Consider the following 25,343-nt stretch of genomic DNA (forward strand, 5'->3'; position numbering starts at 1 on the left):
CCTATTTTACTCTAATTTAACATACAGAACATTATTCTCAGCTGAGAATAAACAGTAACTATTTCTTGTAGATAAAAATGATATGTAGCGAACTGGATGTAGTTTTATCAAGTATAGCCTACTAATGGCTGGATAGAATGCATCTACCAAATTAATATTTCCTAGTAGATTGAATGGAAAATCTTTATTTCTGTATTGTCAAATTGCAATCCTTACTATAAAATTTCATAGTAGCTTCATCATATGCGTTAATTCCTAAAAATAAAAATGCCAGCACCTCAAGGGACTAGGGGTCAGAGTAAAGTGTAGACAGCTCCCATGGAAAGCGGATATTTTAAAACCTCATATACAATAGGGAAATAAGAAGGTGAATGAATGGAATCACGAGTACGTTTAAAAAAGAAAAAGAAAAAACGGGGCAGAAAAATAGTTTTACTACTATTATTAATAATAGTTGGGTTGTTAGGGTACTCAGGCTATCAATATTATCAAGGTCTCCAACTTGCTGATGATGATCAAGACATGGAAGATTATGAGTTTAATGGAGTAAAAGATGAAAACGGACGAATAAATGTCCTTTTACTAGGTGTTGACAGTAGAGGGGAAGAAAAATCTAGAACAGATACGATGATGCTTGCACAAGTCGATCCGAAAACAAATGAGACAAAACTCGTTTCATTTATGCGGGATATTTATACGGAAATACCAGAACATCAAAACTACAAGTTAAATACCGCCTTTTATCTAGGTGGTCCTGAATTATTGAGACAAACAATAAAAGAAAATTTCGGTATTGATATTCAATACTTTATGGTTGTAGACTTTAAAGGATTTGAACAATCTGTTGATGTTCTTGCTCCGGAAGGAATTGAAATAGATGTAGAAAAAGTAATGTCCGAAAATATTGGTGTACAGCTTGAACCAGGCGTGCAAAATTTAAATGGGAAAGAATTACTTGGGTATGCACGATTTCGTCATGATGCAGAAGGAGACTTCGGTCGTGTAAAAAGGCAACAAAAAGTAATAACTGCTTTAAAAGAAGAAGCTTTAACACTAGATGGAGTAGCAAAACTTCCAAAGTTGATTGGATCAATTCAGCCTTATATTGAAACAAACATGAATAAACTTGACCAAATCTCCATTTTAAAAGACATATTACTAAGTAATAATGATAGCATTAATAAATTAACAATCCCTAACAATGATATTGGGGCATATGAACAAACAAGCTATCCTGGGGTAGGATCGGTTCTAGATATTGACTTCTCCGTTTATGAACGAGAATTAAAATCGTTTTTAAATAGTGAACACTCTAGTGAGCAAGAGTAACGAGTGGTTATCCGTCGCTAGATAACGACGAAAAGCAATCTTTTGTGTATAAAACACAAAGGATTGCTTTTTTATTTAGCATAATAATGATAAAGATAAAACTAGTTATTGTAATTATATGGTAAATTTAATGCCGAGAAGTGGTCGGAAAAATCTTTATATTACGGCTTTAGCAGTGATTATTTGTTCTTAGGGCGTCTCTCAACGGTTCAAATGTAAATGTTAGCGCTTTCACTGACTATTTCGTCCATATACTGACGACTTCCCGTTTAACCCTTGATATCATATCTCAGCATGTTACGCTTATTAACGTTGTGACAAACGAACGCCAAAAAGGGGCGCCACACAACGTTTTCAATTGTTTAAAGGCGAGCCCAAAAATTAATTAGGAGTGGATATGATTGTTGAAAAATAAAACGATTGCTTTTTTAGGTGCAGGAAATATGGCAGAAGCAATGATTTCTGGTACGGTGGCAAGTGGAAAAATTCCTGCAGAACAAATTATCGTTTCCAATCGTAGCAATCAAGGAAGACTTCATGAGATAAATGTTAAGTATGGTGTAACTGTAACACCAAAAGATCAACTAAATTTTAATGAACTTGATATTTTGATTCTTGCAATGAAACCAAAAGATATTGATAAAGTATTAGATTCGATTAAAGATCGTGTAAATAAAGATACGGTTATTATGTCCGTCTTAGCTGGTATTACAACAGAACATATGGAAGAACAGCTACCAAAAGGGCAATCAGTAATTAGAGTTATGCCGAACACATCAAGTATGTTAAAAGAATCTGCTACTGCGATAAGTGCGGGTAGCTTCACTTCCGACGAAGAGATGGAAGAAGCAAAAGAACTTTTAACCTGTATCGGTGAAGTTTATATTATTGATGAAGAGGAAATGGATATTTTCACAGGAATCGCAGGTAGCGGACCAGCTTACTTCTATTATTTAATGGAGCATATTGAAAAAGCTGGTGTTGAAGGTGGTTTAACCCCAAAACTAGCCCGTGAAATAGGTTCTCAAACAATTCTTGGTGCAGCAAAAATGATGTTAGAACGTCAAGAAACACCAACAGAACTGAGAGAAAATGTTACTTCTCCAAATGGTACAACAGCTGCTGGGCTCGAAGCATTAGCTGAATATGGTGGAGGCAAAGCGATTTCCGAAGCAGTAAAAGGAGCAGAAAAAAAATCAAAAGAAATCAGCTCGAAGCTTAAAAAACAACTTGTTACTAACTAACCAAACGAAAACAATAATTTATTGAAAGGTGCGTCCCCGACCGTGGTAATGCGGTGAAGGGGAGAGGGATGCGTCTTTATAGGAGTGATTCAATGTCCCCCGATAGTACGAAGAAGCGTATCGTGATAAAAATAGGAAGTAGCTCATTGACTAGTTTGCATGGTGAAATGAGTCGTAGAAAATTAGAGCGTTTAGTAGATGAAGTTGTTCGCTTAAAGGACGACGGTCATGAAGTCTTATTAGTTTCATCAGGTGCCGTGGCAGCAGGTTATAGAAAACTTGGATGCTTAGAAAGACCAAGCTCTCTACCAGAAAAACAAGCAGCAGCTGCCATTGGCCAAGGATTACTAATTGAAGCGTATTCTGATCTATTTTTATCTCATGGTTACGTTGCTTCACAGATTTTAATAACAAGAAGCGATTTTTCTGATGAACATCGCTACAATAATGCACGCAACACTATAAATGTCCTTTTAGAAAGAGGAATTATTCCGATTGTAAATGAAAATGATACCGTAACAATAGATCGCCTTAAGTTCGGGGACAACGATACACTCTCAGCAAAGGTTTCCGCATTAGTCGATGCAGATCAATTAATCATTCTTTCCGATATTGACGGACTTTATGATTCTGATCCTCGGAAGAACCCTAATGCAAAACTTCTTGACCAAGTAGAGGAAATTACAGAGGATATCGAAGAAATGGCCGGTGAACCTGGCAGCTCTGTTGGAACTGGGGGCATGCGTTCTAAAATTGATGCATTTAAGATTACGATGGCTTCTGGTATTCCAGCATTCCTTGGTAAGTCAGGTGAAGCAAATATCATTTATGATGCTGTTCAAAAGAAAGCAAAAGGAACTTACTTTGAATCAGAAGATGATGCTAACCTTAATAGAAAGAAACAATGGATTGCCTTTAACTCAGGTCCAGAAGGGGATATCACGATTAATGATGGAGCAAAAGAACTTGTGCTCGAACAAAAAGATAGCCTTCAATTATCGGATATTGCTGCTGTAAAAGGGCGATTCAAAGCTGGCTCTGTTGTCAGAATACGTGCAATGGACAATGAAGAAATTGGATTAGGTATCGTGAATTTCTCAGCAGAGCAATTGAAAAAGCCTCAAGAAACCATTCGGATAGAGGATGTTGCAGTGGTAATTGAACACTTAGTTTGCCATATTGAGGTACCAATTCCCGTTGGTGTCTAAGTAAACTTTCGGGTTGGCCCACATCGTTGGGTTAACTCGCCTCATAAAAATTCTTATTTTTCATGCAAATGCAAATTCATGTTAGAAAAAAATACAGTGGAGGTATTCGATGACACAAATTATAGAAAAGACAGATGTAAAGCTACAAGCAAAGCAAGCACAAAAGGCAGCAAAAACGTTAGCAATGCTCACAACAGAGGAAAAGAATAAAGCATTACTAACACTTGCTGATCATTTAGACAATAGTGTTGAAACTATTTTAAAAGCTAATAAAATAGACTTAGAGCGTGGACAAGAAAAAGGCTTTGATGAAGCGTTTATGGATCGTTTATCACTTTCTAAAGAAAGAATTGCGGATTTCGCAAACGGTTTGCGTCAAGTTGCAGAACTAGAAGATCCTACTGGTGAAATTCAATCAGATTGGACATTAGAAAACGACCTTCAAGTTCAAAAGATTACGGTTCCATTAGGTGTCATCGGAATGATTTACGAAGCACGTCCAAATGTAACAGTAGATGCTACAGGACTTGCACTTAAATCAGGAAACGCTATCGTGTTAAAGGGTGGTTCTAACGCCATCACGTCTAATAAAGCAATTGTAGATGTCATGCATGAGGCTCTTTGTGAAACAGCAATTCCGAAAGAAGCTGTCCAGTTCATTAATACGACAGACCGTGAAGCGACACAGCAACTTTTCACGATGAAAGAGCATATTGATGTACTAATTCCACGCGGTGGTGGAGCATTAATTAATGCAGTTGTAAACAATGCCACTGTTCCGGTACTAGAAACAGGAGTAGGGAATTGTCATATTTATATTGACAAGGAAGCCGATGTAGAAAAAGCATTAACTATTTTAATTAATGCTAAAACAGATCGCCCAGCAGTATGTAATGCGGCCGAAACTGTTATTATTCATGAGCAATGGTTTGAAAACCATAAAGACCAGTTAATTTCTCGCTTGCAGGAACATAATGTTGCTGTTCATGGCGATGAAACAGTAATTAATGCTGTAAAGGATGCGGAAAAAGCCGGTGAAGCCGATTGGGCAAATGAATATTTAAGTCTTGATATTGCGGTTAAGATTGTTGCAAACCTTGAAGAAGCGGTTGATCATATTGATCGCTATGGGACAAAGCATTCAGAAGCGATTATTACGGAAGATAGTGCAACAGCAAATAAATTTATGATGTTAGTGGATGCTGCAGCACTATATCATAATGCATCCACTCGATTTACTGACGGCGGGGCATTAGGTTTTGGTGCGGAAATTGGTATTTCTACGCAAAAATTACATGCAAGAGGACCTATGGGCCTTCCAGCACTTACGACAATAAAATATCTAATGCATGGAAACGGACAAATCCGCTAAGATACTACTGATTGTCTATCAGTCTAAGTTTTAGTAACGTAAAAAAGAACCCCATTTTAAAAAGTGGGGTTCTTTTTTACGTTTTACGCCAACTGTTCTTTTAAATCATGTATTGTTTTTATAGGTGTAGCTTTTGATTCTTGTAGTAGCTTAATAAAAACTTCTGCAGTCATAATCGCATCATTTAGTGCGTGGTGGCGCTTACGTGAGTTAATTCGATAACGTTCTACTAATTTATCTAAATAGCTATCTGTGCAATCTAGCAGTTCATTAGCCAGGCCAAATGAATCAATATACTCCGGATCAAAAGAAGGTAACCGCCACTTTTGCATTCTTGATTGTAAAAAATTAATATCAAAGGAGGCAGGGTGTGCAACCAAAATAGTACCTTTACTAAATTCTAAGAACTTTTCTAAACCGACAGGAAACGTTACTCCACTTAGAAAATCTTTTCTTCTTAGTCCAGTAAACATCTTTGTTTCTTTTGATACCGTTTGGAGAGGATTGATTACTTGATAAAAGCTATCTTCATAATTCACCTGTTGATCTTTCACCTTCACCGCACCAATAGAAATTATTTCATCGCCAATTTCTGGAAAAAAACCCGTGGTTTCAAGGTCAAAAATTGTAAAAGTGCAGTCGGAAAGCGGTTTTTTCTGGAATGTTGGTTTATCTTTTTCAAATTCTTTCATCGTTAATGTAAGTTTGTCATAGGAGGGGCTTTCCTTCGCCTTTTTTACTTGATAGTGGAAGAAAAACTGTTGCCATATATAATATTTTATTATTCGAAAACCTACATTAATACCTATATCATTCATTTAATTAAACCACCCGGTTTCTATTGAAGCTAATCTCCATCACTTGTTGCATTTTATGAGCTATTTGAATAGCTTCCTTTAATTTTCTTCTATCTTCTTTTGATAGAAGTGTTAAGTTTATCTCATTAGACAGTGCTTTTCCTTCTGTAAGCTCCTGTAAGTTTTGCTGTAGTCGAAAAGAAAGCAGAATATGAAGAGCCGTTTTTGCATTTTCAACATCACGTGGATGAAATGCTTGTGATGTTTTTAATGCTTGTAATCGCTTCACTGTGTTGACTTCTTTCACACCGTATTTAACGGAATGTATACGAATCATATTAACTAATTGCATAAGGCCAGATTTTTTAATATTAAATGATTTCGTTTTTGGTTTTATATTCACTCTGCCTAAAGGACCTACAGGAAGTCGAAAGCGGAGGGCGTCTTTACGCAAAAGTTGCTGCATGCTAAGCGATTTTTTTGCCCGTTCAGATAAATAATTACGAATATCTTCTGCTAAGCTATAATCCCCAAAAATAGGACGGAAATCATAAAACATCGTGAAATTCTGAACCTCTTGTGCATCAATTTCGTGTAGCCATTCATCGATAGCAGCTTTCCATTCAGAAAAGGATCTTTTCCATTTTGGTTCTTTCGCCATGATCCCACCTGTACATTCAGGTAAACCAATTTCTACTAACTTACTATTTAATTTTTCGGTAAACACTTGGAAATATCCTTCAATATTTTTTTTGTTTTCTAAATGTTTATAGTCATCGAGTATGATTCCGTTGTCTTGGTCAGTATGAAAGCTTTGTTCACTTCTTCCTTGACTTCCCATAACAATAAAGCAGTAATCAATAGGAGGGGAACCAAACCCTGCTTGGCGCATTTCTTTTTCTGTTAACGCAATAATTTTTCGGTGAAGATGATCATTATAGTTAGATATAACTTCACAAATATCATAAGCAAAACTGTCTTGCTGTAGAAGATCTTGAATGAACTGATGAAAAGTTGCATTTTTTACTGCTGCAAGCTGTACTAAGTCGCTCGTACTCATGGCAGCTTGAATTTTATAAGATAAATCAAGATAGTTAGAATCTTGAATATTAAGAAATGAGGTGCTAGTTAACACTCCCACCACTTTGTCGTTTCTTACGACTGGAACAAATTCTGCATCTTCATGTTTAAAGAAGGAAAGTGCTTCATATGCAAACGATTCATCACGAATCCAAAATGGCTTTGGCTCCATCCAGTCTTTTACTTTTTCTGATACTTTTGGTTGAGTTATATACTGTATAACTTCTCGCTGTGTTAAGACACCTTTCATTTGATTATCCGAGTCGACAACAACTAGACCGTATGTGTCTTCGTTTTGCATTTTTTCTGCGGCCGCTAAAATTGTATTCTCACTATTGATAAAGACAGGAGAATCCATTAATGCTTGCACCTTTGTCTTAAATAAAGTAATATTTTCATCTTCATCTTGAGAGGATTTGTTTTTTATTTCATCATAAAGAGTTTTCATTCGTTCACCGATACTATCGAAAACAATTTTAGAAAAGTTGTTATTCTTTGACATCACGTCAAAAAATAAAGATTTTTGAAATCGGAAAACGCCGCATTTTTCCATCGCACGAACAGAAAATGTCATCTCACCGCTTGTTAGCATAATCATTAGACCAACTAAATCTCCTGGATAGTAAAAGCGAAGCGAAAATTGTTTCCCACTTGAACGGTGTAAAATATTTTTTGCAAGTCCGGAAACAAGAAAGTAAATATCCATCTCCTCAACTGTTTCATCTTCATGGAATAGAAACTCGCCTTTATCAAAGGTAGTAAATTTCGCTCCAGAAATAATATATTGAAGTTGTTCTTCTGTTAACACATCAAAAGGATATTGGTTTTTTATAATTTCGAGCAGTTCTTCATGATTCATTTTCTTTAACCTCCCAGCCATCCTGCGGTAATTCCTTAGTACCATATCATAATTTTCCACTGTATGAAAACAATTAAGTTTAACTAAAATTCACTTAAAAAAGAAAAAGGGAAGAGTAGAAACTTACCTTGATTATTTACCGCTTTTTGTTATGAATGTTGCTGCCTCATATAAACTTGGATAAATAAAATCAACTTCGAAATCTACTCTAGGACGGTTGGATATTAAAACTGTTTGACACCCGGCTTTTTTTCCAGCTTCAATATCCATTACACGATCACCAATCATGTAGGATTTTGCAATATCAATCGCATACTTCTTTGCCAAGTCGTTAATCATGCCTGGTTCTGGCTTTCGACAAGTACAGCCTTCATGCGGTTTATGAATACAGCAAGCAACCTCCTCGATTTCTACTCCTGTGAGTCGTTGTATTTCATTCATCATATAATCATGTATCTTACCAAGTTCCTGTTTTGATAAATACCCAAGCCCGACACCACCTTGATTTGTAACAACAAATAGTTTGAAACCAGATTGGTCTAACAGTTTCAACGCTTCTGGTACCTTTTCTAAAAAATGAAATTGATCTGGGTGGTTAACGAATTTAACTCTTTTTGTTTTAACTTCATTAATTACGCCATCTCTATCAAGAAAAACCGCTTTATTCATCAAAAACTCTCCTTTTTCGAGTTAGGTTATAGTATTTTGTCTCAATTTGCGCTTTCCAAGGAAATTATTTTCACTAGGGTTAGTATTCCTTGTTAAGTGGAATTATTTATTCTACATTACTCCAAGTAAGAAACCACCTTGAAGAAAGGGAAGGTGGTAGGGGGAGACTCAAGGCTGTTTTGTAAAGGTTGTTGTTTGTAGGGAATGGATCGTTCCTTTCCGTTGTTGTTAAAAGCAAAATCTTAGAGAAAACAGCCAACCTCAATAGTAGAAGTCTCACCTTATACTCATTCATACAATGAAAGGAATCTAAAACATTCCCCAGATAATAGTATTATCTTATCCAAAAATGGTTCCCCTAACTTGAATCATATAGGAAACAAGCCCATTTTTATAAAAAATTAAAATGCCCATTGTATAACGACACGGATGTCGTTATAATAAAACCATATTAGCGACATATGTGTCGTTTTAAAGGGGATGGAGAAATATGACAAAGGGGCTCATGAAAAACAAAGGGTATATGACATTAATGACAGCACAAGCAATATCAAGTATGGGAGACTGGCTTAGTATTATCGCTGTCATTACATTGGTTGGATTGAAATGGGAAGGAACACCATTACAGATGTCGATGATTATTCTTTCATTAGCGTTACCAATGGCCTTATTCGGTCCATTTTCGGGTGCTGTTGCAGATCGTTTGGAAAGAAAAACGTTGATGATTATATCGGATGTATTCAGGGGAGTATTAATTTTACTATTGACGATTGCAAATACTGTATGGCTTGTTTACATCACTTTATTTTTAGTCGGAATATTCTCTTCTGTGTTTGTCCCAGCTAAGAACGGGAAACTGAAAGAGCTTGTTGGGGAGGGTTCGATTAAAGGTGCGATGTCCTTCACATCAATGATTGACTCCAGTACCAAAATAATTGGTCCATTATTGAGTGGAATACTCGTTACTTCTTTTGGTGCTTATCAAGTGTTTATTATTGATTCCGCATCTTTTTTTCTTTCTGCTATACTGATATTATTTCTTCCAAAAGGCGAAAGAGCTAACAAAAATGTTTCTACTACAACCGAATCATCATTTAGAAAAGAGTTGGCCGAAGGATTTCAATTTATCAAAAGTAGTGCATTTTTGCTTTCAGGTCTATTCCTATTAACAATCAGCCTACTAATTGTTCAATTGACGGACTCTCAAATAATTGTATTGCTTAGGGAACTAACAAGTGCGTCCCCAGACTTGTTTGGTTACGCTGTTACATGCTCTGGATTGGGAATGCTCTTAACAGGTATCGTATTAACAAAGAAGACAGACTACAACTCATTTGTTTACATGGTTATAGGGGTATTTGGTATCGGTTTTAGTTTTGGAAGTTTGGCTGTATTCACTTATTATGATGTCGAATTAAATATTTTATGGGTTCCATTTTTTGCATTGATTGCTGGTTTGGCATCTGGTTTAGGTTTTATACCATTCCAAGCTGCGGTTCAAACGGAAACGCCTGTTCATATGACTGGTCGGGTTTTTGGTGTCATTAATAGTATGACCACCATTGCGACGATTGCAGGTCCACTTCTTGGAGGGCTTTTAGCAACCCTAATTGGTGTTATCGAAGCATTTATTATTACCAGTTCGTTTTTAATCGTGCTTTCCTTGATTGCCTTTTTGTTAAAAAATAAACTAGAACGGAGGGGTCCAGTTGTCACCGAAAGTAAGCAAAGAGCATAAGGAACAACGACGAGCCAGCATTTTAGCTGCAGCTAAGACAGTATTCATTCGCTTAGGCTATGAAAAAACAACAATAAAAGATGTAATGGAGGAGGCTTCCGTAAGTAGAGGAGGTTTATACCAATACTTTTCTAATAAAGAAGATTTATATGAAGCAATTTTAAGTGAAAATCTTCAGCAGGCGATAACCGCTATTAATGAAACATTGTCAAAAGAACATAGCTCCTACTGGAATATGTTAGTAAGTTTAATACTTGGTGAGGACATGGAAGCAAATGATGAAATGGATCCATTGGCACCAGTTAATTTAGAATTTTTTATCACTGGAAAAAATGATCCACGCCGTAGAGAATATGCGATAGATAGATATTCTGAAGGAATTAAACTTTATGAAAAAATAATTTTAAAAGGGGAAAAAGCAGGGGAGTTCCAGTTAAAAATGCCAGCAGATATTATTTCGCAATCCATTAATACCTTTATTGACGGGCTTGCATTAGGGCATGTACTACTCCCAGAGCAGCAAATCCGTTTAAAAGAACAAACGCAATTGTTAATGGAGTACTTACGGTGGGTTCTTGGGGTGGAAAGTTGAATCAAGCAATTCATAGATAATTTGTAAAATAAGTAAACGTCATCCGATTTTCGGATGACGTTTACTTATTTTATCTTTTTAATGAATACTACCTTTAAATAGTCTCCTTGTTTAAACTGATTAATCGTTTTAAAATCCTCTGGAAGAGAGAATTCTTCCATTAATTTATAACGACCATTGGATTCTTTAAATGCAGTATCAATAAAACCTTTGAATTTTTTCATGTCAAACGTACTGCAATTTGTGGAAGCAACAATGACACCGTTATCTTCTGTAATGGCAATCGTATCCTTCAGTAAATCTTTATAATCTTTTGCTGCACTAAATGTATGTTTTTTCGAACGAGCAAAACTTGGGGGATCTAGTACAACCATATCAAATTTCAATTCTTTTTTGCGGGCAAATTTAAAGTAATTAAATACGTCTTCCACGATAATATCTTGTGCTTCATAATCAATGCCGTTAATACTAAAGTTTTCTATCGTCTTGCTTAAACTTCTATTGGCTAAATCGACACTTGTTGTGTGACTTGCTCCGCCACTAGCTGCAAATACGGAAAATGCTCCTGTATAAGAAAATGTATTAAGTACACGTTTCCCATTGGCATATTTATCACGGATTAATTTTCTAACCTCACGTTGATCAAGAAAGACTCCTACCATCGCACCTTCGTTTAAGTATATAGCAAATTGCACGCCATTTTCTTTTACTAAAAGGGGGAATTCTGCCTTCTTTCCTGCTACAAAATCATCTTCTTCCACATATTTTCCCTCTTGAGCAAATCTTTTTTTCTGATAAATACCTTTGTAGTCAACAAGTTTTTTTAAAGAAGCAATTATTTCTTCTTTAAATTGATAGATTCCTTTGCTGTACCATTGAATAAGGTAATACCCGTTAAAATAATCAATTGTAAATCCACCAAAACCATCACCTTCACCATTAAACACTCTAAACGCAGTAGTATCTTCTGATTGATAAAAATGTAGACGCTGTTGTATGGCAGCTTTTAGTTTCCGTTCAATAAACGCTTGATTGATGGTTTCTTTTTCCTTCCAGCTTACGACCCAACCAATCCCCTTATTTTGCTTACCATAATACCCACGAGCAACAAATTGTTTTTGTTGATCTGTTAGTCTAAGGATTGTGCCTTCTTCCAAGTTCCCCATCTTTGTTACACTATCTTTCATTAAGAGGGGATAACCTTTTTTAATTTTACCGAGTACTTTTGAATTTAATGTGACATTCACTTCTTTACCCATTGTTTCATCCTATCTGAAAATTTTAGTAATCGTGGATAAGTATAGACTTTGTAAGGAGAATTCGCAAACGAGAAATATAAGATTTACGAAAAAAAGACTATGCGCTTATTTTCCTGCGCATAGTCCTATAACTTATTTTATTTTCCATAAAAATTCACCAATTAAATGGTCAACTAGTACTGATTCATGTAAACCGCTATGAGAAGCATGCGGATCATATATGATTTCTTGCTGATAATTTTCTCTCGGAAACAACTTTTGAATTGCTGTTGCACTCTTTACGGAGACAACTTGATCCCCAGTGCTTGCAATCGCAAATACTTTAATATCGTTGGGAAGAGCCCCACGATTTTTATATAGATTATTCAGTACTTTAGAATTAGGCATGAGATCTTTAACAGCTGCTCCGGTATTTATTTGACGATAAGATTGCTTAGTAACCCCAAGAAAAGGGCTGCCAATGGTAATGAACTTATGAGGTTTTGGAACCTCTACTATGTTTTTACTATTTTGTAAATAAAGCGTCGAGACTAGTCCTCCCATTGAATGTCCGACAATATTAATGTCTCGAACTTCATAAAAGTCATATAAAAATTTCATGACATTTTCTAACCATTGTGTTGTATCAGGTATAGATGCCCGATTGCTTTCAAAAACGACTTGAATTAAAGGGGGAGAGGAAGGGTTCTTAGGAAGATCTCCACTATACGTGATAATTCCCTTTTCTGAGACAAAAAGGGTTAATGTTTTTTGCCCCCAGCCATGTTGATTTTCAAATCGGTCCATCATGGTTTTAAACGAATTATAGGTCCCTTTAAAACCATGAACAAACACTGTTGGTATCTTTTCTTCTTTCGAAAGCGTTTTTTCGCTTGATTCTACATTATCTGTTCGCGGTAGTAAGTATAGTGTAAAAAAAGAAATAATAAGTAAACTACCGAAAACTAGTCTTTTTCTATTTTTTTTCACCCAAGCCATCGTCATACGCTCCTTCATGATGCTACAAAAACACTTCATTATGCATTAATTTTTTGTCATATAATTATTGTAAGCCATTATTGTCGTATTGAATATGACACAAAAGAAATTTCTTTGTCATAATAGAGGGAATTTATACATCCCCTGGATATAATATGTAACTAATTTAAAATATGTAAAATAATTTCCCGTCTTAAGACTTAGAAGATATGAAACCCGACACTGATTAAAGATGTACATTATGACGTTTGCGATTGGGATAGACTTCTCGCAAAAATTTGATGATTATTATTCCCGAATTTTTAACAACCTTTAAAGAGAATATATTTTTTCCTTATTGAAAAGATAAAAGAAGAGAAAGAGAAGGAAGTGAAGTATATGGATTTAGACTTATTATGGAAGTCGGTGCTTATTGTATTAGGAGGCACCCTATTATTAAGGATAGCAGGTAGAAAATCCATTTCTCAAATGACATTGGCTCAGGTAGTAATTATGGTTGGAATTGGGTCATTACTTGTTCAACCGATTGTTGGAAAAAGCGTGTGGTCAACGCTTTTTGTAGGTCTTTTATTAGTTTGTACGCTTGTCGTAATCGAATATAGTCAAATTAAGTTTGACTTTATGGAGAAATTTATAACAGGGCAGTCAAAGGCACTTATTATAAACGGTCAAATTCAAAAACAAACATTAAAGAAGTTGCGACTAACGGTAGATCAATTGGAAATGAAGTTAAGACAATCACAAGTAGGCTCTATAAGTGATGTCAAAGAAGCAACACTTGAGCCAAATGGGCAATTGGGGTTTGTTCTAAAGCAAAATAAACAAAATGTAACAAAAGAGGATATACAAGCACTTAACCAAGAGATACAGTCACTAAAGCAAATGTTTAATATTGCTTTGACAGGTTTGCAACCAAATTTCACTCCACAAAAACCATCTCCTATGCAGAGCAATTTAACTGCTTCAACGATGGAGAATAATATTTTTGATGAAGTCTCCAGCCAGTCACATACAGTGGAACCCCCAGGCGAATTACAATAGAACAAAGGATGAAATCTGTAACGGGATTTCATCCTTTGTTTTATTAGTGAAATTTTTTCGATAGTCCTTATTAAGTCAAAGGAATGAAAAGTCTCCTATAGAGACTAGAATATAAGTGAGTTTATTGCCCTAATAGTAAAAAGATTTGATATAATGACTCAATATATAGGAACTATTGGAGGGAAATCATGATTGACTTAAGAAGTGATACCGTTACGAAACCAACCGATGAAATGAGAAAAGCTTCATTTGAAGCAGTAGTGGGCGACGATGTGTATGGGGAGGATCCCACTGTACGAAGACTTGAAGAAACTGCCGCAAAGTTACTAGGAAAGGAAGAGGCACTCTTTGTAACGAGTGGTACGCAAGGAAACCAAATTGCTGTATTAACTCATACGCAACCTGGGAATGAAATACTGTTAGAAGCTGAATCGCATATATTTTATTATGAGTCTGGTGCTGTAGCAGCTTTTGCTGGCGTACAAACAAGAACGATTCCCGGCGAAAACGGTGCAATGGATCCTGTTTTAGTAGAAAATGCGATAAGAGGAGAAGATCAGCATTTCCCAGAAACAGGATTAATATGTGTGGAAAATACTCATAACCGAGCAGGAGGAGCAATTGTTTCACCTGAAAATATGGAAGCTATCTATAAAGTTGCTCAAAAGCATTCGGTTCCTGTCCATGTTGATGGAGCACGGTTATTTAATGCTGTTGCTGCAAGTAAACTGCCAATCACAGCATTTACAAACCATTGTGACACCGTGCAAATTTGCTTATCAAAAGGGTTAGGGGCGCCTGTCGGGTCGGTGATTGCTGGCAGTAAGGACTTTATTAAACGAGCAAGAAAATGGAGAAAACGACTTGGTGGAGGTCTTCGCCAGGTGGGGATTATTGCCGCACCAGGTCTTGTCGCATTGGAAACAATGAGAGAGAGACTAGTGGAGGACCATGATAAGGCTCAATCACTGAAAGAAATACTTACTAGTGTACAAGGTATTAAGGTGATAAATAGTGTTGACACTAACATCGTTGTAGCGGATGTGAAAAAGCTCGGCTTAACTTCTGATCAATTTGTACAAACCTTAGAAGAAAATGGGATATTAGCTGGCGGATTCGGTCCGACATTGGTTCGTTTTACAACCCATTATGATGTTAGTTCCCAACAGATAAACGAAGTGGCAGCTATTTTGAAGAAAGTTTTTTAATCCAACTGTAAAGGGCGTGACAACAAGTGATGTCACGTCCTAATTTAATGCAAGTTTTACCGTAGATGTCTTTCTTTCATTTTGTGATAATGATGCCATCTCATCATATAATTATTTTCTTTTAACTTACTATATCGTTCCTCTAATTTCTCTATCATCGCTTTTCCTTGCTCTTCTGTGAAAACTCCATATTCCACATACTTATTAATTAATTCTTTCTTTTTTACATGAAGATCTTCATGAATCTTGCCTAATTCCGCCTTTTGCTCATCCGTTAATTTAACCTGTGGTCGTTCATCCTTACTTTGTACACCTTCAGCTCCTGCACTTTGGGCAAAACCAAAAGTGAACAGAAAGATTGTGAATATTGCTAGTAGCACACGTTTCATTCTTTTCACTCCTTTTTTATTTTCAATAATATTCTTTGCTTGTTTTAGTAAAATATGTATAACTAGTGAAAACCTTGTTATTATGGAATGGGAGAGATTTTGAATAAAAGAGAAATTTGCAAACTGACAGACTTTTTGCCAGGGACAGGAATCCGGCGTTGTAGCTTCAATCTAATTACCTAAAGATAATAGTAAAATTAAATTTTAGAAAGGGTGTAACGAATGATTTGGAAACAATTTTTATCCAGTATAGGAATTGGACATGTAAAGGTAGATACGCTCGTGCGTAATGCAACGCTTTCTCCAGGAGAAACGATTGAAGGGGAAGTAGTAATTGAAGGGGGAATGGCAGATCAACCGATAACGGAGATCACACTTCTCCTTGTTTTAAAGTATGAAGAAGATAAAGAAGACAGTGACTTTCCCTATCATGAAAAAGATATTGAGGTAATAACGCTAAATAATATTGGGACAATTCAATCTGAAGAGAAGAAAAGAATTCCTTTCTCCTTTTTATTGTCTAAGAATCATCCGATTAGTACTGAAAAACAAGAAACGTTTTTACGCACAACTATTGATATTCCTCAAGCTGTAAATCCGACAGATGAAGACAGTATTATCGTAAAAAAATAGGATTAGAACCTGCTCCTACTATTAAGTGAAATTTCACTATTGAGTTCCTTTAATTCCCATTGTATACTTTAGTAAGCGGAAACATTTCTAAATTTTCTGTAAAATTATCAATCCGCTAAAAAGTATGTATAGGAGGGGTTAGATGGGAGCAATATGGTTGGCTGTTATTGGGGGATTTGTGCTTTTTCTTGGGTACAAGTACTACTCAAAACTTATTTCAGAACGGATTTTCAAGTTGGATCCAAATTATGTAACACCGGCTCACCAATACAAGGATGGAGTTGATTTCGTTCCAACGAATCGATTTGTGTTATGGGGACATCATTTTACTTCAGTTGCGGGGGCAGCACCCATTCTCGGACCTGCTATCGCTGTATATTGGGGATGGCTACCAGCATTCTTATGGGTAATATTAGGAACGGTGTTTGCTGCTGGAGTTCATGATTTTGGGACACTTGTTCTTTCTGTCCGAAACAAAGGACAATCAGTTGGTACACTAGCAAACAAGTTTATTGGAAGTCGAGGAAAAGTACTGTTCTTATTCATCATTTTAATATTAGTACTTATGGTAAACGCGGTGTTTGCATGGGTTATTGCGAACTTGTTTATATCATTCCCTTCAAGTGTTCTTTCCGTGTTTATCCAAATACCATTAGCAGTATGGATCGGGTATACCGTCTATAAAAAGAATGGAAAAATGCTACTTCCATCTGTTGTGGCATTGGCTGTTATGTATATAGCTGCAATTATTGCGAGCAGAGTGGAGTTTCTACAAATCGACCTTGTCAAATATTTCGGTGGAGAAGGAGCAGCATCACTCTTCGGTTTAAGTGCAACAAGCATGGCTTTCTTTGTTTGGATTATTATTTTAATGGTCTACGTCTATATAGCGTCAACACTACCGGTTTGGAAACTATTGCAGCCACGTGACTATATTAACTCTCATCAGTTGATTGTTGGTCTTGGATTATTATATTTAGGACTATTTTTTACAAATCCAGAAATTACCGCTCCTGTGACAAATTCTTCTGCAGATGTTTCGTGGTTTCCATTACTGTTTATTACAGTAGCTTGTGGTGCTATTTCAGGCTTCCATGGACTGGTTTCCTCAGGGACATCTTCTAAACAATTAAATAAAGAGACAGATGCTCGGTTTGTAGGATACCTTGGAGCAGTCGGTGAAGGCGCCCTAGCACTAGTGGCGATTATCGCCGTTATTACGTTTTTCCCAAATGTGGAAGAATTTAAAGCTACTTACAGTGGATTTACTGCTGCAAGTGGAGCAGGACTTGGTGTATTTATCGAGGGAGCAGGACAATTAGCAACGGGACTTGGAATTCCAGCTGACATTGCTGCAACAATTGTTTCTGTTATTATCGTCAGTTTTGCTGCAACAACTTTGGATTCTTCTGTTCGTTTAATGCGCTATATAATCGCTGAACTTGGAAGTGAATATAATGTAAAACCATTGACAAAAACACATGTTGCTACGACGGTTGCGGTTGTTTCAAGTGCTGCCTTAACACTACTTCCAGAAGGACCAAAAGGATTCGGCTCAGGCGGATACCTGTTATGGCCTCTATTTGGTACATCTAACCAACTGTTAGCCGGAATAAGCTTACTTCTTATATCAATTTGGTTAAAACGGCAAGGTAGAAACTATATGGCAACGTTAATTCCAATGGTTTTCCTCATGTTCATGACACTCTGGGCAATGATTGACCAAGTGATTTTTGAATGGTCTGGGTATGGGGAGGCCGAGGGGAATATGCTACTGTTCATCTTTGGAAGTATCATACTCGTCTTTACGCTTTGGATATTAATTACAGCGATTTCTTCCTTATCAAAAAAAGACAACGATAACATTGATATTTCTGCCTAAAGGTATATTCTGGCTACATTTACGCTTATACATGTCAGAGGGGAAAGGGATCAGTTCACCTGATCCTTTTTCCATTCAATGAGTAGCAGGAAAGTCAAATACCACCTACAATTGCCGTAACATAACTAAACAAAGGATGAGGACTATGACCGAACATCAATTAATGAAGTCATTAAAGAAGATTATTTCACTATATGATGAAATAATTAGCCTACCACATAAAACAGAGATTGCACGTGAATTTAGGGATGAGGATGATCTTTTCATGTTGCTTTTATATTCTGAAACGCTAGGTATCCCAAATCCAGTTTTTTATTACACACTTGAACTTTATCCATATATACTTGACAAGTTTCATGACTGGCATTTACGAATGGGGATGGAACATTCACCACTCGACGGGATAAGATGTTGTTAACTTTTATAAAAAGGAGTGTTTTTACATGAATGAATTATGGCAGCAATCAATACTTTTTGTAGGAGGGAAAGGAGGAGTGGGAAAATCCACCTCTGCTGCAGCGTTATCACTTGTATTTGCGAAAAAAGGCTGGAAAACACTAATTGTTTCAACAGATCCAGCACATAATTTAGGTGATATTTTTCACAAAAAGGTGAAGGATACAAAAACATATTTGTTAAACAACCTATGGGGAATGGAAATTAATCCACAAATAGAATCAGATAAATACATAGACTCAGTAAAAATGAATGTAAAAGGTTTAGTAAAAGCGAGCATGATTGAGGAGGTTCACCGACAAATTGATATGGCTTCCTCTGCACCGGGAGCGGAAGAAGCAGCACTTTTCGATCGTATTGTTTCAATTATATTGGAAGAAAAAGAGGAGTTCGATAAGATTATTTTCGACACAGCTCCAACAGGGCATACGATCCGCCTTCTTTCTCTTCCTGAATTAATGGGAGTCTGGATGGATGGGATGCTAGAAAGAAGGAAAAAGACAAATGACAATTATACGCAGCTTCTCAATGATGGTGAACCTGTAGAAGATCCAATTTACGATGTTTTACAGCAGCGACGCAGTAAATTTGCAAAAGTCAGAAGTGTGTTATTAAATACAAGTGTGACTGGATTTCTTTTCGTTTTAATTCCAGAAAGACTACCAATACTTGAAACAGAAAAGGCAGTCGAATTAATGGGGAAGCATGGCTTAGAAATTAATGGGCTTATCATTAATAAAATTATTCCCGATGAAGCGGACGGACAATTTTTACAAAAAAGAAAGCGACAAGAGAAGGAATATTTACGGTTAATAGAGAAGAAGTTTACTAGTCAGAGGTTTTATAAGATACCTTTGTTCGAAGAAGATATTCATAGTTTAGAAAGGCTAGAAGCATTTTCTCAAGATTTTAGGCAACAAGTAGAAGGAGGAACAAAAAAATGAAAGCTGTAGTACATGAAGGACAAGCAGGTATTAATGGACTGTCCTATAGAGAAATGGAAGAGCCAAAAGTTGGTGAAACAGAAGTAAAAGTAAAATTAAAAGCAGCAGGGCTTAATCGCCGCGATATCATGGTGCTTACTCGACATAAAGAAGATCAACCTCCATTAATTGTTGGGTCGGATGGAGCAGGCATTATCGAAGAAGTTGGTAGTGGTGTAAGTAACTTCAATGTTGGAGATGAGGTGATCATCAATCCTTCGCTTGGATGGAAAGAAAAAAGTGCTGTACCGCCTAAAGGTTTTGAAATCGTTGGGTTGCCAGATCACGGAACATTCGCAGAAAAAATTGTTTTACCGGTTGATAATGTGGAGAAAAAACCTGCACACTTATCATGGGAAGAAGCAAGTGTCTTATCATTAGCAGCTATTACAGCTTATCGTGTATTATTTACACGAGGAAATGTAACAGCAGACGATACGGTAATGATCCCTGGAATTGGGAGTGGAGTAGCGACATTCTTACTGCTTTTTGCTAAAAAAGTTGGAGCACGAGTAATCGTTACTTCTAGAAGTAAAGAAAAACAGAAAAAAGCACTAGAACTCGGAGCAGACCTTGCTATTGATACATATTCAGATTGGAATAAAGAGTTAAAGGATGAAAAAGTAAGCCTTCTTATTGAAAGTATCGGAAGAGCAACGTTTAATAAATCGATTAATATTATAGAACGCGGTGGAACAATTGTAACATTCGGTGCTACTACCGAAGATGAGGTCAATATCGATATGCGTCATTTTTTCTACGGACAATACAATTTATTAGGATCTACAATGGGTAGTAGAGAAGAAATGCATGAAATGTTAGCTTTTATTGAAAAACATGAAATCAAGCCTATTGTCGATAAGACGTTTCTACCAGAAGATTTTGAAGAAGCATTTCACTATTTAAAAGAAAGTCAAAACTTTGGTAAAGTCACTTTCTCTTTTACTAGCTAAATTACTTTTACAGTAGAACGAAGAATGCCTTGTACTTCTATAGAAAATAAAGACCTTGACGTCTACATTTTTTATGGAATGCAGGGCATTTTTCGATGGAGGAATAAATAAAGGCAGAAATAATGAAACTTTTTAAACGAAAAAACGTCCTATTAAAAGAAGATACGACCATAGCCGTATGAGTTTTAACTAGAAAACATGTATAATAACGTTGGTTCATTCTTCATCTTTAGAAATGATAAAGGAGAAAATTTATGAAACGTATTACTGCAATACTATTGACACTAGTCGTTTTAGTTGGCTTTAGTGGGATACAGTCCGTTAAGGCTGCTGATAATGAAACAGAGAGTATCAATGAAAAGTTCGGTTTACCTATTGTCGTATATGGCGAAACACTTACGACTGAACAAAAACAAGAGGTTCAAAAGCTCCTTGAGGTAAAGGATACAAGTCAAGTGGAAGAAATTATAGCTACAGGAGAAGACCTTGTTAACTACATTGAAGGAGAAGATAGAAATGCCCGTATGTTTTCCTCTGCTAAAATTACCCGTAAGGAAAAAGGAGAAGGGCTTAAGGTTGATATTGTTACTCCAGCAAATATAACAGAAGTAACGAACTCCATGTATGCAAATGCATTACTAACTGCAGGTATTGAAAACGCGACAGTGCAAGTTGCTTCCCCGATAAAAGTGAGTGGTCATTCTGCCCTTGTTGGAATTTATAAGGCATATGACGAAGGCGGAGAAAAGTTAGACACGGTTAGAATGGAAGTAGCTAACGAAGAATTAAACGTAGCAACAGAGCTTGCTAAAGAAGAAGGCATGAATCAAGAGAAAGTAAGTGAACTCCTTACAGAAATTAAAAAGGAAATGGCTGATCAAAATCCCGCAACGAAAGAGGAAGTAGAGAAAATCGTAGAAGAAAAATTAAAATCCTTAAATATTGAATTAAGTCCTGAGGATCGACAGTTACTTATCGATTTGTTCGAAAAGATGCGTGCCATTAATATTGACTTCGATAACGTAAAGCAACAATTAGAAGATTTGACATCTGAAATTCAATCAACTATTAAAGATTTCGTAAAAGATGAGGGATTTGGTGAAAAGGTTTCAAATTTTTTCAGCAGCGTGATTCAAGCAATTTCGGACTTTTTTACATCGGTAGCTAATTTCTTTAAAAATTTAATTTGATTTAATTTAATAAAAAGGGCTGACCATATGGAGAATTTCTCTTTAATGGTCAGCTTTTTTGTTTCTCATTTAGTGTATGGCGATTCTTACGCTAGTATCAATGGCACTTGTACTATATTATTGTAATCAACTATTTTTATAACGAATCGGTAGGAGGACAGCAGCTACCAGTGGTTTTTTTCAAGATAATATTTATTTTTCCAAAACAAGGACAAAAGCCCTTCCCAAAAAATACTGCTTAAATAGGCTAATAAAGAAGTCAGATTTAAAATGGAGGGGAGCAATTTGCTCATGCTCAGAAACGAAAAGATATCGCCAATTAGAAGCCCTTGGGGAAATGGACAAATCGGTGGTGGCCTAGGTAACGGATTTGGTCAAGGATACGACCCAGGTTACGGTGGTTTCGGTTCAGGTTATGGAAGCTTTGGAGGATACGGCGGCTTCGGTCCAGGCTATGGAAACCCTGGAGGACATGGCGGCTTCGGTCCAGGCTATGGAAATCCTGGAGGATACGGCGGCTTCGGTTCAGGTTATGGAAGCTTTGGAGGATACGGCGGCTTCGGTCCAGGCTATGGAAACCCTGGAGGATATGGTGGTTTCGGTCCAGGCTATGGAAATCCTGGAGGATATGGCGGAGGGTATGGATTAAACCCTACTCTTGGTGCCGGATTATTAGGACTAGGGTTAGGGTACCTCGGTGGAGAAATAATTGATAATGACAAAAGATATTATTAACTTTAAATAAACGTTGCATAACAGGAATGACTATTTTGCGTATTTGGTTATTCCTGTTGTTTTTTATCCTGCAATGGCGAATAGTTCCTATCGCTTAAAGCTCTATTTTATATTTTTAAAATTACAATCATAATTAAGATAACGATAAATATAATAAAATATTAGAAAAATTCCGCTTTTTCAATTGACATTAGCCCCATGTTCATGTAAATTATGGGAAAGTTCAATTTAATTTCATAAAGCAATCTTATCAAGAGAGGTTGAGGGACTGGCCCGTCGATACCTCAGCAACCAGCCGAAATATGGGTATGGTGCTAATTCCAGCAAGTTGGTGAAGCCAACTTGGAAGATAAGAGGGAGAATATACACATTCTGAGCCTTCTTATTGAAGGCTCTTTTTTATTCCCTCTTCTTCTCTGATAATAGAACAACGAAAAGGAGAGAGAGCAGTGACGTATCGATTGGAAACGAATATAGCTCAAATTGGAAATAGAAGTGAGAAGGAAACAGGTACTGTGAGTACACCTATTTATCTCTCAACCGCTTACCGTCATGAAGGATTGGGGAAATCTACTGGCTTTGATTACTCTAGAACATCAAATCCGACAAGGGAAATAGTAGAATCTTCCTTGGCAGACCTTGAAAAAGGGGATGAAGCGTTTGCTTTCAGCTCAGGTATGGCTGCCATTCAATGTATCCTTTCTTTATTTCAATCAGGCGACGAACTTATCGTGTCAGAAGACATTTACGGGGGAACTTATAGGTTATTTCAGCATTACGAACACCAATACGAGATAACTTTTCACTATGTTGACACAAGCAACAAGGAACTAGTCGGAAAGAAAATTAATGAAAACACAAAGGCAATATTTGTTGAAACTCCTACAAATCCATTAATGAAAGAAACAGATTTAAAAGAAATAGCAAAACTGACCGAACAAAACAACCTGTTACTACTAGTTGATAACACGTTTTATACTCCGATTATTCAGCAGCCAATTAGTGAAGGTGCTGATATAGTCATTCATAGTGCTACTAAGTATTTAGGTGGGCATAATGACGTTTTAGCGGGAGCAGTCATTGCTGTTGGAGAGGAAATATGTAACAAGCTTCGTGACTATCAAAATGCGGCCGGGGCAGTCCTTTCTCCGTTTGACTGTTGGCTTTTAATCAGAGGAATAAAAACATTAACATTAAGAGTTAGAGAACAAGAAAAAAATGCAAAGCAAATTGCTCAATTTTTACGAGAGCATCCACTCATTACAGATGTTTTTTATCCAAATAAAGGAGGAATGCTTTCCTTTCGAATTCAAAAAGAAGAATGGATTGCGCCTTTTCTTGAAAAATTACAACTTATTACATTTGCTGAAAGCTTAGGGGGAGTAGAAAGTTTTATTACGTATCCTGCCACTCAGACACATGCAGACATCCCTGAATCTATTCGTATAGAGAAAGGGATATGCAATCGATTACTGCGATTTTCTGTTGGAATTGAGCATATTGATGACTTATTGGAGGAATTAAAAGCCGTTTTATCCAAAGTGGAAGAGGAGGTTATTACGTATGAGTAGAGAGCCTTATTCATTTCAAACAAAATTACTTCATAATGCTTTTAAGACAGATAAAGAGACTGGTGGGGTAAGTGTCCCGATTCATCATTCTTCAACTTTTCATCAATTCGAATTTGATCAATTTGGAAAATATGATTATAGTCGGTCGGGTAATCCAACTCGCGAAGCATTGGAGGAAACAATTGCAGAACTTGAAGGCGGTACTAGGGGATTTGCTTTTTCATCCGGGATGGCTGCCATCTCTACAGCCTTTATGCTACTTCAACAGGGAGATCATGTGCTCATCTCAGAGGACGTTTATGGGGGAACATACCGAATGGTAACAGAAGTGCTTTCTCGTTTCGGTGTAGAGTATACGTTCGTTGATATGACGGACCTTAACGAGGTAGCTACTTCGATAAAGAATAATACGCGAGTCATCTATATGGAAACACCATCAAACCCTTTGCTGAAAATTACTGACATTGAAGCTGTCGTAAAACTTGCGAAAGCAAATGGTTGTTATACGTTTTTAGATAATACGTTTATGACGCCGTTATTGCAAAAGCCACTTGAACTAGGTGTAGACGTTGTTTTGCACAGTGCTACAAAGTTTCTTGCTGGACACAGTGATGTTGTTGCAGGGCTAGCAATCGTCAAAAGAAAAGACCTTGCGGAAAAACTTGCATTTCTACAAAATTCATTTGGTTCTATTTTAGGTGTTCAAGACTGTTGGCTTGTATTAAGAGGTTTGAAGACACTTCATGTCCGTCTAAAAGAAGCATCGGAGTCAGCCTATAAAATCGCCAGTTTTTTAAAAAGTCAAAAATTAGTAGAAGATGTGTACTATCCCGGTTTTACATTCCATAACGGATATTCCACTCAAGTTCGACAAGCAGAAGGTCCAGGGGCCGTTCTTTCTTTCAAACTAAAAAATGAAGATGCGGTACGACAACTGATTCAACACACGAAAATTCCTGTATTTGCTGTCAGTCTTGGTGCAGTCGAAACGATATTATCCTACCCAGCTAAAATGTCACATGCATCAATGCCGAAAAAAGAGCGGGAAAAAAGGGGAATCTCAGATGGACTATTACGCTTATCTGTCGGGTTAGAAAATGCAACAGATCTTATTGAGGACCTTGGGCAAGCAATAAATAAAATACAATTAGCGTCAAATAAAATTACTGGATAAGGA

At 36.6% G+C, this 25,343-nt stretch carries 23 protein-coding genes and 1 riboswitch; of the genes, 17 read left to right on the top strand and 6 right to left on the bottom strand.

Annotated elements, in window-relative coordinates; all coding sequences use genetic code 11:
* Positions 1-375 precede the first annotated feature (375 nt).
* The 4 genes from ACFSUL_RS15495 (at position 376) to ACFSUL_RS15510 (ending at position 5,153) form a co-directional block, all read left to right on the top strand.
* Entirely contained in the window at positions 376-1,329 is a 954-nt protein-coding gene (locus ACFSUL_RS15495; protein ID WP_377936849.1) for an LCP family protein, read from the top strand.
* Positions 1,330-1,730: 401 nt separating this feature from the next.
* A complete protein-coding gene (proC, locus tag ACFSUL_RS15500; protein ID WP_071412244.1) occupies positions 1,731-2,573 on the top strand; it encodes a pyrroline-5-carboxylate reductase in 843 nt (280 codons plus the stop codon).
* A 92-nt stretch (positions 2,574-2,665) separates the two neighbouring features.
* The gene (proB, locus tag ACFSUL_RS15505; protein ID WP_377936850.1) at positions 2,666-3,781 is read left to right on the top strand and encodes a glutamate 5-kinase; all 1,116 of its coding nucleotides are present in this window, start codon (positions 2,666-2,668) and stop codon (positions 3,779-3,781) included.
* A gap of 109 nt (positions 3,782-3,890) precedes the next feature.
* Positions 3,891-5,153, top strand: a complete 1,263-nt coding sequence (locus ACFSUL_RS15510) for a glutamate-5-semialdehyde dehydrogenase (protein WP_377936851.1) — start codon at positions 3,891-3,893, stop codon at positions 5,151-5,153.
* 83 nt (positions 5,154-5,236) lie between these two features.
* On the opposite strand, the gene ACFSUL_RS15515 is transcribed toward ACFSUL_RS15510, so the two are convergent.
* The 3 genes from ACFSUL_RS15515 to ACFSUL_RS15525 form a co-directional block, all read right to left on the bottom strand.
* On the bottom strand, positions 5,237-5,971 hold the full coding sequence (locus ACFSUL_RS15515; protein ID WP_377936852.1) for a 3'-5' exonuclease: 735 nt from the start codon (positions 5,969-5,971) through the stop codon (positions 5,237-5,239).
* A 4-nt stretch (positions 5,972-5,975) separates the two neighbouring features.
* Entirely contained in the window at positions 5,976-7,889 is a 1,914-nt protein-coding gene (locus ACFSUL_RS15520; protein WP_377936853.1) for a DUF294 nucleotidyltransferase-like domain-containing protein, read from the bottom strand.
* A 132-nt stretch (positions 7,890-8,021) separates the two neighbouring features.
* The gene (locus ACFSUL_RS15525) at positions 8,022-8,558 is read right to left on the bottom strand and encodes a D-glycero-alpha-D-manno-heptose-1,7-bisphosphate 7-phosphatase (protein ID WP_071412249.1); all 537 of its coding nucleotides are present in this window, start codon (positions 8,556-8,558) and stop codon (positions 8,022-8,024) included.
* Positions 8,559-9,048: 490 nt separating this feature from the next.
* Here ACFSUL_RS15525 and ACFSUL_RS15530 point away from each other — a divergent pair, with 490 nt between their 5' ends.
* Positions 9,049-10,296 (top strand): MFS transporter, encoded by a 1,248-nt coding sequence (locus tag ACFSUL_RS15530; RefSeq protein WP_377936854.1) that lies wholly within the window; start codon positions 9,049-9,051, stop codon positions 10,294-10,296.
* Entirely contained in the window at positions 10,268-10,888 is a 621-nt protein-coding gene (locus ACFSUL_RS15535) for a TetR/AcrR family transcriptional regulator (RefSeq protein ID WP_377936855.1), read from the top strand. The genes ACFSUL_RS15530 and ACFSUL_RS15535 overlap by 29 nt, the downstream gene beginning before the upstream one ends.
* 65 nt (positions 10,889-10,953) lie before the next feature.
* On the opposite strand, the gene ACFSUL_RS15540 is transcribed toward ACFSUL_RS15535, so the two are convergent.
* Both ACFSUL_RS15540 and ACFSUL_RS15545 read right to left on the bottom strand, forming a co-directional pair.
* Positions 10,954-12,147, bottom strand: coding sequence for a class I SAM-dependent rRNA methyltransferase (locus tag ACFSUL_RS15540; RefSeq protein WP_377936856.1), 1,194 nt, complete (start codon positions 12,145-12,147; stop codon positions 10,954-10,956).
* 132 nt (positions 12,148-12,279) lie between these two features.
* Positions 12,280-13,125 (bottom strand): alpha/beta hydrolase, encoded by an 846-nt coding sequence (locus tag ACFSUL_RS15545; RefSeq protein ID WP_377936857.1) that lies wholly within the window; start codon positions 13,123-13,125, stop codon positions 12,280-12,282.
* Between the two features lie 378 nt (positions 13,126-13,503).
* Between ACFSUL_RS15545 and ACFSUL_RS15550 the strand changes: the two genes are divergently transcribed.
* Positions 13,504-14,166 carry a DUF421 domain-containing protein gene (locus tag ACFSUL_RS15550; protein WP_377936858.1) on the top strand — a complete coding sequence of 221 codons (663 nt, stop codon included), beginning with the start codon at positions 13,504-13,506 and terminating at the stop codon, positions 14,164-14,166.
* A gap of 188 nt (positions 14,167-14,354) precedes the next feature.
* Positions 14,355-15,374: a threonine aldolase family protein gene (locus ACFSUL_RS15555; protein ID WP_377936859.1), complete on the top strand. Its 1,020-nt coding sequence runs from the start codon at positions 14,355-14,357 to the stop codon at positions 15,372-15,374.
* A 56-nt stretch (positions 15,375-15,430) separates the two neighbouring features.
* On the opposite strand, the gene ACFSUL_RS15560 is transcribed toward ACFSUL_RS15555, so the two are convergent.
* Positions 15,431-15,763, bottom strand: a complete 333-nt coding sequence (locus ACFSUL_RS15560; protein ID WP_377936860.1) for a YckD family protein — start codon at positions 15,761-15,763, stop codon at positions 15,431-15,433.
* 222 nt (positions 15,764-15,985) lie between these two features.
* Between ACFSUL_RS15560 and ACFSUL_RS15565 the strand changes: the two genes are divergently transcribed.
* The 9 genes from ACFSUL_RS15565 (at position 15,986) to metC (ending at position 25,340) form a co-directional block, all read left to right on the top strand.
* The gene (locus ACFSUL_RS15565) at positions 15,986-16,396 is read left to right on the top strand and encodes a sporulation protein (protein ID WP_071412257.1); all 411 of its coding nucleotides are present in this window, start codon (positions 15,986-15,988) and stop codon (positions 16,394-16,396) included.
* 142 nt (positions 16,397-16,538) lie between these two features.
* Positions 16,539-18,278 carry a carbon starvation CstA family protein gene (locus tag ACFSUL_RS15570; RefSeq protein WP_377936861.1) on the top strand — a complete coding sequence of 580 codons (1,740 nt, stop codon included), beginning with the start codon at positions 16,539-16,541 and terminating at the stop codon, positions 18,276-18,278.
* A 145-nt stretch (positions 18,279-18,423) separates the two neighbouring features.
* Positions 18,424-18,696, top strand: a complete 273-nt coding sequence (locus tag ACFSUL_RS15575) for a cory-CC-star protein (protein WP_377936862.1) — start codon at positions 18,424-18,426, stop codon at positions 18,694-18,696.
* A 25-nt stretch (positions 18,697-18,721) separates the two neighbouring features.
* Entirely contained in the window at positions 18,722-19,678 is a 957-nt protein-coding gene (locus tag ACFSUL_RS15580) for an ArsA family ATPase (protein ID WP_377936863.1), read from the top strand.
* The gene (locus ACFSUL_RS15585) at positions 19,675-20,670 is read left to right on the top strand and encodes a zinc-binding dehydrogenase (RefSeq protein WP_377936864.1); all 996 of its coding nucleotides are present in this window, start codon (positions 19,675-19,677) and stop codon (positions 20,668-20,670) included. The genes ACFSUL_RS15580 and ACFSUL_RS15585 overlap by 4 nt, the downstream gene beginning before the upstream one ends.
* Before the next feature lie 254 nt (positions 20,671-20,924).
* Positions 20,925-21,860, top strand: coding sequence for a DUF1002 domain-containing protein (locus ACFSUL_RS15590; protein ID WP_377936865.1), 936 nt, complete (start codon positions 20,925-20,927; stop codon positions 21,858-21,860).
* 291 nt (positions 21,861-22,151) lie between these two features.
* Positions 22,152-22,595 (top strand): hypothetical protein, encoded by a 444-nt coding sequence (locus tag ACFSUL_RS15595; protein WP_377936866.1) that lies wholly within the window; start codon positions 22,152-22,154, stop codon positions 22,593-22,595.
* A gap of 244 nt (positions 22,596-22,839) precedes the next feature.
* Positions 22,840-22,951, top strand: a riboswitch (SAM riboswitch).
* 93 nt (positions 22,952-23,044) lie between these two features.
* Positions 23,045-24,166, top strand: a complete 1,122-nt coding sequence (locus tag ACFSUL_RS15600) for a methionine biosynthesis PLP-dependent protein (RefSeq protein WP_377936867.1) — start codon at positions 23,045-23,047, stop codon at positions 24,164-24,166.
* Positions 24,159-25,340, top strand: a complete 1,182-nt coding sequence (gene metC / locus ACFSUL_RS15605; protein ID WP_377936868.1) for a cystathionine beta-lyase — start codon at positions 24,159-24,161, stop codon at positions 25,338-25,340. The genes ACFSUL_RS15600 and metC overlap by 8 nt, the downstream gene beginning before the upstream one ends.
* Positions 25,341-25,343: the final 3 nt, after the last annotated feature.

Origin of the sequence: Bacillus seohaeanensis, from assembly GCF_042684945.1 — a bacterium.
Classification (GTDB): domain Bacteria; phylum Bacillota; class Bacilli; order Bacillales; family Bacillaceae_B; genus Rossellomorea; species Rossellomorea seohaeanensis.